Consider the following 13,451-nt stretch of genomic DNA (forward strand, 5'->3'; position numbering starts at 1 on the left):
GGGCAAGCCCGCTCACCACAAGGGTTCCCCCCTCCCGATGTTTAAGGTTGCTGTTTACGCCCCGCCATATGCTTCAAATACCCCACCAACAAATCCAGCTCACCGTCCGGCAACACACTGGCAGCAAACGCCGGCATCTTCGCCTGCGGCCAATGCCGCAAGCTCTGCGGGTCGCGAATATAGCGCTTGAGGAAATCACCGCCAAAATACTCAGTGGGGTTATACGGAATGTTCAAATCCGGCCCCACCTGCGCATCGCCGGCGCCATTTAGGCGATGGCAAGCCAGGCAGTTTTTCTGGAACAGCACAAAGCCCTGGTTGATCGGGTCATTGGCTGCCAGTTTTGGATCGGGCAACAAAGCCGGAAAGCGCTCCGCGACCGTCTTCAACTGTTTGATCCCGGAGATCTGGAACGGCCACTGCTCAGGGCTGATGCGCCCGGCTTGCGGGTCAGTCCACACCAGGTAGAACGGCCCGGCACTCGGTTTGCCTTCCGCCAGTGCAGGCCATGGCTGGGCAGGATCTTCCACCGCCAGCCAGGCGCGTGCACCGTGGGTCTCCAGCAGCGGCGCAGCCGTGAGTTCGGCGGCGAAACCATCCAACGCAACGGCTTGCAGATGGCTTTCAGGTTTCAGTCCCGTTAGGAGTGCGGCCAAGGGCACTGCGCGATAATTCATGGTGCGCTTGTAGGAAACGTCATCGACGATCTGAACCGTTTGCGCCTGTGGATGCTTGAGCAGGTCAGCGGTCTGCCACGTCTTGCGGGTGTGGTCGAGTTCGATGGTCAATTTTGCTGCCGAAACGGGAAGCGCGATCAGCAAGGCGAGGAGGGCGAAGATCGGTTTCAAGAGGGAGGCCCGGTGTAAAGTGGCAATGACGCTCACGATACCGGAAATCGGCGCGCAAAAAGGCAGCCCCTGCAGGACCGCTATGCGCAATGTCCCGGCAGGTGCTGCCAAAAGCTGCAAACCCGGTGCTGTGAAGGCACGGAATGTGGGCGTTGAGGGATCACCCAATGACCTTGGTCAAATTGGGCAAGATCAGAATCAGTGTGGTGGCGAACAGAATGAGCCCCGCCTGACGTACTTTCGAATGTTTGAACATGGCTGACTGCCTTTTGTTGTTATTCCTGAGCGTCAAATGCGTGCCGGTTTTATTTCAGTATGGCGAGATGACGTGTCGCTTTTCTTACAGCCGCTCCAGCAAAACCCGGCAGCGACTTCCTACTGATTCAACCTTAGAGCCCTCGTTCTTCTTGGCTTAGACTCATTTCATATCAACTAATAAGCAATTCAGCTTAAAAAGGCATGAGGCATATCGCCATCTTGGCGCCAATGCCTTGGCTAGACAGCTAAAACGATTAACCCGGCAATTAGCTTAGGACACTACCGTTCGTCCGAGCGAGGGGGTCAAAAGCAATGAGCGCATCCGTCATTGAAACCGTGTCAATCGGGCCTAAGGTAGAGGCACACATGCACAGCGGTTCGAGGACGTCATGACCCAAGCTTTGATCTTTGATGCGATACGCACGCCCCGTGGCAAAGGCAAGGCCGACGGTGCCTTGCACAGCGTCAAGCCGGTGAACCTGGTGGCCGGCCTGCTCACTGCGCTGGCCCGGCGCAGTGACCTCGACACCCATCAAGTGGACGACATCGTGCTCGGCTGCGTGACCCCGATCGGCGATCAGGGCGCCGACATCGCCAAGACCGCGGCCTTGGTAGCGGACTGGGACATCAGCGTCGCCGGTGTGCAGATCAACCGCTTTTGCGCGTCGGGCCTGGAAGCCGTCAACCTGGGCGCAATGAAAGTGCGCTCCGGCTTCGAAGACCTGGTGGTGGTCGGTGGCGTCGAGTCCATGTCCCGTGTGCCCATGGGCAGTGATGGCGGCGCCTGGGTGCTCGATCCGCAGACCAATATGCACAGCCACTTCACTCCTCAGGGCATCGGCGCGGACCTGATTGCGACCCTGGAAGGTTTTACCCGTGAAGACGTCGACACTTTCGCCCTACATTCCCAACAGAAAGCGGCCAGGGCGCGTGCGGAAGGTTCCTTCAATAAATCGTTGATCGCGGTGCAGGACCAGAACGGTATTGTGCTGCTGGACCATGACGAATTCATCCGGGGCGATTCGACCCTGGAAGGTCTGGGCAAGCTCAAGCCCAGCTTTGAAATGATGGGGCAGATGGGCTTCGACGCCACCGCGTTGCGGGTCTACAGCCATGTGGAGCGCATCCACCATGTGCACACGCCGGGCAACAGCTCCGGCATCGTCGATGGCGCCGCGTTGATGTTGATCGGCTCCGAGGCCAAGGGCCGCGAACTGGGCCTGCAACCCCGCGCGCGTATCGTCGCCACGGCGGTCACCAGTACCGACCCGACCATCATGCTCACCGGCCCCGCGCCCGCTACGCGCAAGGCCCTGGCCAAGGCCGGGTTGCGCGTCGAAGACATCGACCTGTTCGAGGTCAACGAAGCCTTTGCTTCGGTGGTACTCAAGTTCATCAAGGACATGCGCATCGACGCGGCGCGGGTCAACGTGAATGGCGGCTCCATCGCCATGGGCCACCCGCTGGGTGCCACCGGTTGCGCCATCCTCGGCACCTTGCTCGACGAACTGGAAGTGCGCCAGCAGCGCTACGGCCTGGCCACCTTGTGTGTCGGCGGTGGCATGGGCATCGCCACCATTATCGAACGCCTCTGAGCCCAAGGAATTTGTCATGACCCAAGCTATTCGTTACGAAAAAGGCCAGGACGGCGTCGTGGTGCTGACCCTCGATATGCCCGGCCAGAGCGCCAACACCATGAACGGTGCGTACCGCGAGGCCATGGCGGCCACGGTGGAGCGGCTGGAGGCGGAAAAAGACAGCTTTGCCGGGGTGGTGATTACCTCGGCCAAAAAGACATTTTTTGCCGGCGGCGACCTCAATGAACTGATCGCGGTCGACAAGGCCCACGCCAAGGATTTCTACGACGGCGTGCTAGTACTGAAAGCGCAACTACGCCGGCTGGAAACCCTCGGAAAACCGGTAGTGGCCGCCATCAATGGCGCGGCGTTGGGGGGCGGCTGGGAGATTTGCCTGGCATGCCATTACCGCGTGGCGCTGGACGACAAATCGGTGCAGCTTGGCTTGCCGGAAGTCACTCTGGGCCTGCTGCCGGGCGGCGGTGGGGTGGTGCGCATGGTGCGCATGCTCGGGTTGGAAAAGGCCTTGCCGTATCTGCTCGAAGGCAAGAAGGTCCGGCCGCAACAGGCGCTGCAAGCCGGGCTGGTGCATGAGCTGGCGGCGGATCGCGATGAACTGCTGGCCAAGTCCCGCGCCTGGATCCTGGCCAATCCGAATGCCAAGCAACCGTGGGACAACAAGGCTTACCAGATTCCCGGTGGTACACCATCGAGCCCGAAAGTTGCGCAGATGCTGGCGATTGCGCCTTCGATTTTGCGCAGTAAAACCCAGGGCTGTTTCCCCGCTCCGGAGAAAATCCTCTGCGCCGCCGTCGAAGGCGCCCAAGTGGATTTCGACACCGCACACCTGATCGAAACGCGCTATTTCACCGAGCTGGTGACGGGGCAAGTGGCGAAGAACATGATCGGCACGTTCTGGTTCCAGCTCAATGAGATCAACGCAGGCAGTTCTCGGCCGCAAGGTTTTGCGCCCAACGTTACACGCAAAGTCGGCGTGCTCGGTGCCGGGATGATGGGCGCAGGCATCGCTTACGTCAGCGCCAGCGCGGGAATTGAGGTGGTGCTCAAGGACATCAATCTTGCGGCCGCCGAGAAAGGCAAGGCGCATTCGGCGGCGTTGCTGGACAAGAAAGTCAGCCGTGGGCAACTGACCGCCGAACAGCGGGAAACCACCTTGGCGCGGATTCTTCCTACGGCCAGCGATGACGACCTGGCCGGTTGCGACCTGATCATCGAAGCGGTGTTCGAAGATCGCGAACTCAAGGCCAAGGTCTCAGCCGCCGCGCAACACGTGGTCGGCACCGACGCCGTGATTGCCTCCAACACCTCCACCTTGCCCATCAGTGGGCTGGCCACGGCGGTGCCGAATCAAGCCAAGTTCATCGGCCTGCATTTTTTCAGCCCGGTGGACAAGATGCCCCTGGTGGAAATCATCAAGGGTTCCCACACCAGCGACGAAACCCTGGCCCGTGGTTTCGATTTCGTGCTGCAAATCAAGAAAACCCCGATCGTGGTCAACGACAGCCGTGGCTTCTTCACTTCGCGAGTGTTTGGCACTTTCACCAACGAAGGCATCGCCATGCTCGGCGAAGGAGTGGCCGCGCCGATGATCGAGACTGAAGCGCGCAAAGCCGGCATGCCGGTGGGGCCGCTGGCGGTGTCGGATGAAGTTTCCCTCAGCCTGATGAGCCATATAAGGCAGCAAACGGCTAAGGATCTGCAGGCAGAAGGCAAGGCTGTGCCGACGCATCCGGCAACGGCGGTGATCGATCTGTTGGTCAACGAATACAAACGCGTGGGCAAGGCGGCGGGGGGCGGTTTTTATGAATATCCCAACGGTGGACAGAAATACCTTTGGCCAGAGCTGAAAAGCCGCTTTGAACGGCCCGACCAACGTATCTCGCCACAGGATGTGCGCGACCGCTTGCTGTTTATCCAGGCCATCGAGACCGTGCGTTGCGTGGAGGAGGGTGTGTTGATGTCTACGGCGGACGCGAACGTGGGGTCGATTTTCGGCATTGGCTTTGCGGCCTGGAGCGGCGGCGCGTTGCAGTTCATCAACCAATATGGGCTGAACGACTTCATTGCCCGCGCTCGCTACTTGGCTGAGCAATATGGCGAACGCTTCACGCCACCGGCGTTGTTGCTGGAGAAAGCGGCGCAAGGTGACGTGTTCCGGTGAAGCAGGAGGGGCTTGCCTTGAAGGGGTATTTCAAGGCAGGCTCTGGGGTGTGCAATATTCCCATCACCGTGTCAGGTATTTTTTATGTCGCTACGCGTCTGTATCCTGGAAACCGATATCCTGCGTCCAGGCTTGATCGATCAATACCAAGGGTACGGGCAGATGTTCAAGCGCCTGTTCGCCAAGCAGCCCATTCCCGCCGAGTTTGTCGTGTACAACGTGGTGAACGGCGAATACCCGTCGGACGATGAAGTGTTCGATGCCTACCTAGTGACCGGCAGCAAGGCCGATTCCTTTGGAACGGACCCTTGGATCCAGACCCTCAAGACCTACCTGCTCGAACGTTATGAGCGCGGCGACAAGCTGCTCGGCATCTGCTTCGGTCACCAACTGCTGGCACTGTTGCTCGGCGGCAAGACCGAACGCGCCGGCCAAGGCTGGGGCATGGGCATCCACGACTATAAGCTGGATGCCAAGACGCCGTGGATGAGCCCGGAAGTGGAAGAACTGACGCTACTGATCAGCCACCAGGACCAGGTGACCACGCTGCCGGACAATGCCAAGGTCATTGCCTCCAGCGCATTTTGCCCGTTTGCGGCGTACCACATCGGTGACCAGGTCCTGTGCTTCCAGGGGCACCCAGAATTTGTTCACGACTATTCTCGCGAGTTGCTGGAGATTCTTCAGACGACATTGGGCGAAAAGGTCTACACAAACGGCGTGGCCAGCCTGGAGCGCGACCACCACGGCGCAACCGTGGCGGAATGGATGATGCGTTTCGTCGCGCACAAGCCAGAGGCCCAGGCTTAAAGCCAGCCCGAACGCTTGAAACTGGCCCACAGGCTGGTGCAACCCACCGCAATAAACCCGAGCACCGCAAAATAGCCGTAGTGCCATTGCAGCTCGGGCATGTTCTGGAAGTTCATCCCGTAAATCCCTGCCACTGCGGTGGGGAACGCCAGGATCGCCGCCCATGCGGCGAACTTGCGCTGCACCACACTCTGGCGTGACGCCTCCAGCAGCACACCGATCTCGATGGTCTGGCTGGCGATATCGCGCAGGGTGGTCAGGTCTTCCATCTGCCGCGTCACGTGGATCTGCACATCACGGAAATACGGGCGTATGTTCTTGTCGATAAACGGAAAGCTGAGTTTCTGTAGCTCCTGGCTGATCTCCACCATCGGCGCCACGTAGCGCTTGAGCCGCAGCACGTCGCGGCGCAGGCCGTGGATCTTCTGGATATCACGCTCGCTCAACGAACTGCACAGCACATTGCGCTCCAGCTCATCGATCTCGGCATGGATCGCTTCGCTCACCGGCTGGTAGTTCTCGGTGACGAAATCCAGCAGCGCATAGAGTACGAAATCTTCCCCATGCTCCAGTAACAGTGGACGCGCCTCACAGCGCTGGCGCACAAAACCGTAGGACGCCGAGTGACCGTTGCGGGCGGTAATGATGTAGCCGTTGCCGGCAAAGATATGCGTCTCGATAAACTCCAGCTTGCCGTTCTCGCGCACTGGTGAATAGGTGACGATAAACAGCGCATCGCCGAAGGTTTCCAGCTTGGGGCGGCTGTGTTTTTCCAGGGCGTCTTCGATGGCCAGTTCATGCAGGTTGAACTGGCGTTGCAGGTTGGCCAGTTCCTGGGCATCGGGTTCTTCCAGGCCGATCCATACAAAGTGATCGGGTTTGGCGGCCCAGGCCGCGCCTTCATCGAGGGTGATATCCGTGACTTTCTTACCGGCGCTATAGACGGCGGCCGCAACAACTCTACCCATGGTGCTGATCGCTTCTTATTGGGAGGACAGGTGTTGGGCAGCTTAGCCTGAATGGCGTTCCGTCGTAGCGGCAAGCTTTTTTGTGGTGAGCGAGCTTGCTCGCGCTGGGTGCGAAGCGCCCCCAGAATGTTCAGACAGCCCGCAACTCGCGGTCCATCTGCGCGATGCATTCATCCATCTGCACATGACACGCCTGCATCAACGCCGGTATGTCATCCGCAGTCATCCCAATGGTAGGAATCGGCGGCAATGACCGTATGAGCACATCCCCACTGTTCCAGCGATTGAGCTGCATATGTGTCACGTAATTGCTGACACACACCTGCACGATCGGCACACCGGCCGCAATCGCCATATGGAACGCGCCTTTCTTGAACGGCAGCAAGCCCTTGCCCAGATTGCGCGTGCCTTCCGGGAACACCCAGATCGACGTGTCTTCATGCTGCAAAGTGTGAGTCGTGGTGAGCATCGCGCGGCGAGCTTTGTGCGCATTGCCTCGGTCGATCAGCACGTTGCCCGCCAGCCAGAACAACTGACCGAACAGCGGCACCCACTTCAGGCTTTTCTTGGCGATGCACACGGTGCGGTAGGGCACCACGTTGCCGAACACAAACAGGTCATAATTGGACTGGTGGTTGGCGATGATCACGCAGGTGCCAGGCTTGTTGCGCAGCGAGTCCACATCGGCTTTCACGTTCAGGCGCAGAATCCACATGGCCGGTAGCGCATAGAGACGAGCACACAGGCGACTGTTGTCCGGATTGAACGGTCGACACAGACCGACCAGCACGCCCAGTACACCGGCGAGCATAAAGTGCAGGCCCATCAACAACATACGCAGCAGAAAAAGCATCGACACGGCCTATCCGGACAAAAGGTGGCGCAGTGTACGGATGTGCACTGTATTCGGCAATTACCCCTGTAGAGGTAGGAGATAGCCGATGTTTAAGAGCATGTTTCAACATCTATCAACACGGGCAGGCTAGAGCGGCTAAAGATGATTCGGATTTATTTGTAAGAAAAAGCCCGACTCAAGGTCGGGCTCTGACATATCAGGGGTAGGACTTAGTTAAGGATATGCCCTTGGTCCAGGATGATTGCATCGTCCAAGGCCTCCAGAAGCTCTTTACGCACCTTCAACTTGGTGTGCTTGTGCGCATTCATGTTCAGCTTCTTCAACTGACGTGCCGCCTCCAGCGCAGCCGCATGCAATTCCTCTGGTGCCACCACCTTATCGAGGAAACCGGCTTGTAACGCGCCCTGCGGGTCAAACATCTCGGCATTGATCACCGAACGATGGAAGGCCGACTTCCGCAAACGATCCCGCGCCAGCTCGATACCGGCGTGGTGCATGGTCATGCCGATTGCCACCTCGTTCAGGCCAATGCTGAACGGACCTTCCACACCAATCCGATAATCCGCCGACAACAGTAGGAACGCACCCTTGGCCACCGCATGCCCAGGGCACGCCACAATCACCGGGAACGGGTGCGACAACAGACGACGCGCCAAGGTCGAACCGGACGTTACCAGGCCGATCGCCTCTTTAAGACCGGCGGTCATCACCTTCAAATCATAACCACCCGACAGAATCCCCGGCGTGCCGGTGATCACCACCACCGCCCGGTCCTTCTCGGCCTGATCCAGCGCTTCATTAAAGGCACTGACCACCGCCGGAGAAATGGCATTTACCTTGCCGTTGCTCAAGGTCAGGGTCGCGATACCGTCTTCGAGGTGGTAGGCAATCAACTCACTCATGACGCGGTTCCTTGTAGGACTTGTTATAGAAGTATGCAGCAGACGTTACCCACCACGCCCGCCCCGGTAAAGCGCTGTGACTGACTGGCCAGTCAGGGTTTTCCCCTGCACCGGGCGTGGGAATGCCAGACGCAGGGCGCAATCACCGTCCCAGACGCACACCGCCGATGCCTGAGAATGGCACAATCACCACCCCTTGCCGGGCGTTAAACGGCATAACGGGCTAACCGCATGAATATTCTGAAAAAAACCTTTGCCATCAGAAAGGCTTTCGACTACATTAGCGCGCCTCGACAGACTGAACTGGTTTGACGAGATACGGTGAAGTGTCCGAGTGGCTTAAGGAGCACGCCTGGAAAGTGTGTATACAAGAAATTGTATCGAGAGTTCGAATCTCTCCTTCACCGCCACATTCTGAAAACGCAAACCCCTGATTTTCCTAAAGAAAGTCGGGGGTTTGTGGTTTTTTGCGTCTGAAAAATAGCTATATGGGACAGATCTGGGACAGATGGGGCTTATCTCGTGTGGGCCCGGTGACCCAGATTGCCTACAATCGACTAGGATCTGCCACTTGTTAGGGCGCCTATCCCAGTCTTGAAGCTAGGCTCAGCGCCGCTCCTATGCTTTCAATTCTGAGTGACACTTAGTACTAATGCCAGAAACCATAATTAGTTTATATTTTTATAATCTGGTATTTGGTTTTAAGTTGTGTTCTGGTCGATAAAATACGTGCAATTCAATCGCCGGTAATGTTCATCAATCGAGAAGGCTATCGTTATGATCAGAGAAGCTGAAGCGTCAACGAGTCACGCCTCTTACAGTGGAGGTTCACACCTTGGGAAATATTTGGATTATTACAAGCAACTAGTAAATCCAGGCTATGCAGTTTTGATTACTGGAGATTGGGGGTCTGGAAAAACACACCAAATAAACAAAATACTAACGCCAGCAGATATTTACTATGTAAGCTTATTCGGTACTCAAAGTGTAGAGGAGATTTATTCTGCTGTTTATACAAAAATGTTCCCCTTGAAAGCGTTTGCTCGTAACGCTGCAAAATCGACTAATGGTACTGAGCTTACAATTCCATTCGCTAATGTTAATATAGGCGGGTTGGTTTCAGGAATAGCAAACGCTTTTTTGCGAGAGCAAGTAGTTACTGATCGAATTTTGGTTTTTGATGATCTTGAGAGAAGCAGCGTAAATTTAAATGACCTCCTTGGTGTCTTCAATAAGTATGTTGAGCATCACGAATGCCGAGTTGTAGTGATTGCACACGACGAGAAAATATCAGAAGATCTACAAAGCAGAAAAGAAAAAGTATTCGGACAGACTATAGCGGTGGTCCCTCAGATATGGGATGCGTTCGACAGCTTTACTGACGCAATCCAAAACTCAGAAACTAAAATTTTAATAAAAGAGATGAAGGAGGAGATTCTTGAAATTTTCCTTCAGTCAGATACTCGCTCGCTCCGAATACTTAAACACACGTTGGAAGATCTGGGGCGACTATTCAAGTCACTCTCAGAACATCACAGGTCTAATAATGCTGCGGTACGAGAAATTAGCTTTTTGTTTTTGGCATTAAGCTTGGAGGTAAGATCGGGTAGATTGAAAGAAAAAGATCTCATTGAACGCAGCCAATCCATAATTCGGTTCCAGATGCAGCGAGCCAGGGATAATAAAAATACAGATATACCAAATATATTTGCTGCCAATAACAGATATGGAGCTGTCGATTTAGGTAATCAGATTATCAAAGATCAACCTCTTATAAATATGTTGGTGAAGGGCAATTATATTGAAGCTGAGATACAAGAGTCGCTAGACGAAAGCCTTTATTTTGTAAAAGTTGAAGATCTGCCTGCATGGCTCGTATTTATGAAGTTTGACGAAATCGACGACGCGCAGTCCACAGTTGCCGCTACAAAACTTAAAGAGCAGTTTGATGCTCGAGAAATAAAGGACCCCGGCGAAATTCTTCACTTGTTTGCACTTCGGTTTCTTCTTTCTGATATGGAAATTATTTCAGAGGATTTTGCTCAAACTGAAATCGATTGTAAAGAATATATAGATGAGCTTCTTGCAAAGGATGAGCTTATACCTGATATCAACAGCAGTAATGCGTGGGGTGGTGAGTTTTCTCATGGCTACAAAGGGTATATGTTCTGGATTCAAGATAATTATAAGGCGCACTTTCGTCGTGTTGATGATCATTTGGTAATAGCCAGGGCTCATGCAACCAAAAAACTCTTCCCCTTAATTACTCAAGAGCTTCTTAAGTTGGTCGGGACGGACGGTGCTAAATTCGCGCAACTAGTAAGTCCAACCTTTGCTGGTAACAATATATATGCGCGTATTGACATACTTTCATCTATAGATCCAAGCGATTTTGTACAGGAGTGGATGGGGTCGGCTGCATGTAACTGGCAGCCTATTAGTAGAGCCTTGGAGCGAAGGTATGAGGGCGGTGAGTTGGACGGCGTGCTAAAAAATGAGAAGAAATGGCTATCTGAAGTAATAGGAATTCTTGATAGTCAGCACAGACGAGCGGCCGGAGTAAGAAAGAAGCGTATTGAACGCATCCTGCCGCAATCTCTAAGAGAGGCTGCAAAATAGGTCTAGAGGAGAAGTTGATTAATTCGATTTTTCGCTACCGAACCACGCTGGGTGCGATAAAAGGGGGGGCGTCGCTTCTGAATTAATTAGCGCCTCCTTAACGAAAAACACTGAAGAAAATGGTCGCTAAAATGATAGTCAACTTTAATTGAACACGATATTGCATATGCTCCAAGCGGCTTCTTTTGGTTCATCGTGTAAAAAAACGCAGACTTCATTTTTTGGTCTGCGTCAATATATAAATTGTCCTCGCGGTTGGGCGCGCAGTGGACTTAAAAATTTTGGGGAAGCTCGCCTCTCATTCCGTGCAGCCCGTCAACTCGGCGCTAAAATTTTTACACAGTCTGGCCCCAAACTGCCCGCCAGAGAGCAGCAACCACTTCTTCTAAAGCCTCAACGCTACTTTAAGCATGCCCACAACGTCCGGCCCGTCGTCATTTATCCACGTACCGTAATGCTGACGGATCATGTTCCCGTTGGTATGCCCCATCTGTTCGGCTATCCAGTCGATCGATACCAGGCCAGTGGTCAGTAACTGACTAGCGTACGTGTGCCGGCACTGGCCAGGCCCCCGATAGCGAACACCGGCCGTGAGCAAATGAGCCTTGAAGAACCTGTCGCGCACCACAAAGTCATTGGCGTGTGGCAGACCGCTTTTCGTATTCAGGAAGATAAAGTGCAGTTTGTGTTTGCGCACCGTCTTGTTGTCGCGTTCGACGATATCGACCGTTTCCGCCTTCCGGTTCCTATTCAGTGCATCGATTTTCTGCAGCGCATCCCACGCGGGGGGAAGTAGGCGAACCTTGCGCGTCGATCTCCGGGTTTTCGTCACCCGGTAAGCCCCTCGCACCTTGGACCTGCGGAAGGTCACGGTGCCTTGCTCCAAGTCGACATCTTCCCAAGCCAGTGCGATGGTCTCGGATACCCGGGGGCCGGCCCATATCATGAACTGAACCATCAACAGTTCTTGCGTGCGGCTGGTATGGGTTTCCAGGATCTGTTTGATTTCCGCCCGGGTGAACGGATCTGGCGCCTCGGCATCTGGCAGGCGCACCATTAAACCTTCGGTTGGATCGTGCGCGACTTTCATCCTGGTACGGTACAGTCTGAACACTTGGCGCACGTTGCTGATGATGTCGCGGATGGTCTTGTTTTTGAGCGTTTTAGATAGCGTTTCCTGGATCCACTCCTGCAGGTCCAGGTGATCGATGTTGTTGATCTGTACTTTGCCCCAGCGCGGTCGCACGTGAACTTCTGCCTTGTTGGCATAGCCCCGATAGCTCGAAGCCGCCACGCTATTGGCTTTGATCTTTAACCAAAGGTCCAGGTAGTGTCCGAAGGTGTTTTCGATCAATTTTGCCGAGTTGGGGAAGTGGCGTGCGTAATCGAATGTGCCGGCCTGGATCTCGTATTCGATGATTTCGACCAGGCGCTTTCCCTGGGCCACGATGGCAGGTGTATTACCCCCCGGGATTGCTTCCCGGCATTTTTCCCCGTTGTATTGAAAATAGATTCTCACGGATTTTCCGCGAGCTTCGACCCCACTCATGTAAACCCCTAACGCTGTACTCGTATAGCGACAGTCTGACGATCGGAAACAAAAAGGCCCGTTTCCGGGCCAAGTATTTGGAAGCGCATCTTCTGGTGGACGCGGCTTATGGCTTGGGCTTGTGATTGCGCAGATGGGCGTTCAGCCGTTGGCGTTGTCTGCTGCATTGCTCGTGGTTGCCCTGGGCGCGCCAACGACCGCACAGGTCGCAAACGCTGGTGTAGTCGATGTTCCAGGGAAAGCGTCGTGCGCGAGTTGCATGGGATTGCTTAGGCATGGCACGCCGACCCCCGGTATGCGGTGTTGGCGAGCAGCTGGGCGACGACGGCCGCATCCGTTTCGCTTAGTTCGCCCAAGGTGCTGGCCATCTGACTGAGGCTTTCGAGGCGGGTACGTGATTCAGGGGTTTTGTGCACCAGGTAGCCAATGACGGCCGCGCCGATAATCGCGGTGGCCACCAGGTGCCGCGCCGGTGTGGTAGCCTTCGCGGCGCTGCTGCTTAGGTTCTGTGCTTGCATGGTATAGCCCTCTGTTGCGGTCGGGTGTCGAGGAGCTGCAACTCCTCGGCACTATTTTTTAAATATCAGTCCTTGCGGGCCAGGTGGATCACCAGGGCATCAAACTTCGGTTCATGTTCACTGCATGATTGCCATTCCAGCACCCTCAAAATCTGTTGCCGACTGCAGTCGTCCACCAGGATTTCGCGTTGGCCACCGGCTGCGCGCACTTCCAAAATCTCCAGCAAACCATCCTCTCCATATGCCCCGGCCTGGATGATCGGCGCGCTTTCTCCCGTGAAGTCCAAACGGTCCTGAACTGACTGGAGCTTGCTGTTTTTGCCGTCGCCGGCACTGCCCATAAACACTTGGATTTGCATCGGTC

At 55.2% G+C, this 13,451-nt stretch carries 12 protein-coding genes and 1 tRNA gene; 5 read left to right on the forward strand and 8 right to left on the reverse strand.

What is annotated here, in order from left to right; genetic code table 11:
- Positions 1–41: 41 nt before the first annotated feature.
- Positions 42–848 (reverse strand): cytochrome c, encoded by an 807-nt coding sequence (locus tag EJ576_RS13700; RefSeq protein ID WP_126570528.1) that lies wholly within the window; start codon positions 846–848, stop codon positions 42–44.
- A gap of 647 nt (positions 849–1,495) precedes the next feature.
- On the opposite strand from EJ576_RS13700, the gene EJ576_RS13705 reads away from it, so the two are divergent.
- The 3 genes from EJ576_RS13705 to EJ576_RS13715 all read left to right on the forward strand — a co-directional run bounded on the left by EJ576_RS13705 (position 1,496) and on the right by EJ576_RS13715 (position 5,675).
- On the forward strand, positions 1,496–2,701 hold the full coding sequence (locus EJ576_RS13705; RefSeq protein WP_126570529.1) for an acetyl-CoA C-acetyltransferase: 1,206 nt from the start codon (positions 1,496–1,498) through the stop codon (positions 2,699–2,701).
- A gap of 16 nt (positions 2,702–2,717) precedes the next feature.
- The gene (locus EJ576_RS13710; RefSeq protein ID WP_126570530.1) at positions 2,718–4,865 is read left to right on the forward strand and encodes a 3-hydroxyacyl-CoA dehydrogenase NAD-binding domain-containing protein; all 2,148 of its coding nucleotides are present in this window, start codon (positions 2,718–2,720) and stop codon (positions 4,863–4,865) included.
- An 84-nt stretch (positions 4,866–4,949) separates the two neighbouring features.
- Positions 4,950–5,675 carry an amidotransferase gene (locus EJ576_RS13715; protein WP_126570531.1) on the forward strand — a complete coding sequence of 242 codons (726 nt, stop codon included), beginning with the start codon at positions 4,950–4,952 and terminating at the stop codon, positions 5,673–5,675.
- Here EJ576_RS13715 and EJ576_RS13720 read toward each other — a convergent pair.
- The 3 genes from EJ576_RS13720 to EJ576_RS13730 form a co-directional block, all read right to left on the reverse strand.
- Complete coding sequence (locus EJ576_RS13720; protein WP_126570532.1) at positions 5,672–6,643, reverse strand: magnesium and cobalt transport protein CorA; 972 nt, start codon at positions 6,641–6,643, stop codon at positions 5,672–5,674. The two genes, EJ576_RS13715 and EJ576_RS13720, sit on opposite strands and share 4 nt — an antisense overlap.
- 130 nt (positions 6,644–6,773) lie before the next feature.
- Positions 6,774–7,496 (reverse strand): 1-acylglycerol-3-phosphate O-acyltransferase, encoded by a 723-nt coding sequence (locus tag EJ576_RS13725; protein ID WP_122726499.1) that lies wholly within the window; start codon positions 7,494–7,496, stop codon positions 6,774–6,776.
- Between the two features lie 212 nt (positions 7,497–7,708).
- Entirely contained in the window at positions 7,709–8,401 is a 693-nt protein-coding gene (locus tag EJ576_RS13730) for a crotonase/enoyl-CoA hydratase family protein (protein WP_126570533.1), read from the reverse strand.
- A 320-nt stretch (positions 8,402–8,721) separates the two neighbouring features.
- Between EJ576_RS13730 and EJ576_RS13735 the strand changes: the two genes are divergently transcribed.
- A tRNA-Ser gene (locus tag EJ576_RS13735) sits at positions 8,722–8,811 on the forward strand.
- A 367-nt stretch (positions 8,812–9,178) separates the two neighbouring features.
- The gene (locus EJ576_RS13740) at positions 9,179–11,020 is read left to right on the forward strand and encodes a P-loop NTPase fold protein (RefSeq protein ID WP_126570534.1); all 1,842 of its coding nucleotides are present in this window, start codon (positions 9,179–9,181) and stop codon (positions 11,018–11,020) included.
- Positions 11,021–11,405: 385 nt separating this feature from the next.
- On the opposite strand, the gene EJ576_RS13745 is transcribed toward EJ576_RS13740, so the two are convergent.
- The 4 genes from EJ576_RS13745 to EJ576_RS13755 all read right to left on the reverse strand — a co-directional run bounded on the left by EJ576_RS13745 (position 11,406) and on the right by EJ576_RS13755 (position 13,446).
- Positions 11,406–12,569, reverse strand: a complete 1,164-nt coding sequence (locus EJ576_RS13745) for an Arm DNA-binding domain-containing protein (RefSeq protein WP_126570535.1) — start codon at positions 12,567–12,569, stop codon at positions 11,406–11,408.
- A 106-nt stretch (positions 12,570–12,675) separates the two neighbouring features.
- Entirely contained in the window at positions 12,676–12,846 is a 171-nt protein-coding gene (locus EJ576_RS29780; protein WP_178083543.1) for a hypothetical protein, read from the reverse strand.
- Positions 12,839–13,087 (reverse strand): hypothetical protein, encoded by a 249-nt coding sequence (locus tag EJ576_RS13750; RefSeq protein WP_126570536.1) that lies wholly within the window; start codon positions 13,085–13,087, stop codon positions 12,839–12,841. The genes EJ576_RS29780 and EJ576_RS13750 overlap by 8 nt, the downstream gene beginning before the upstream one ends.
- A gap of 65 nt (positions 13,088–13,152) precedes the next feature.
- Entirely contained in the window at positions 13,153–13,446 is a 294-nt protein-coding gene (locus EJ576_RS13755; RefSeq protein ID WP_126570537.1) for a hypothetical protein, read from the reverse strand.
- Positions 13,447–13,451 lie beyond the last annotated feature (5 nt).

It is taken from the genome of Pseudomonas sp. C 49-2 (assembly GCF_003970195.1).
Lineage (GTDB): Bacteria > Pseudomonadota > Gammaproteobacteria > Pseudomonadales > Pseudomonadaceae > Aquipseudomonas > Aquipseudomonas canadensis.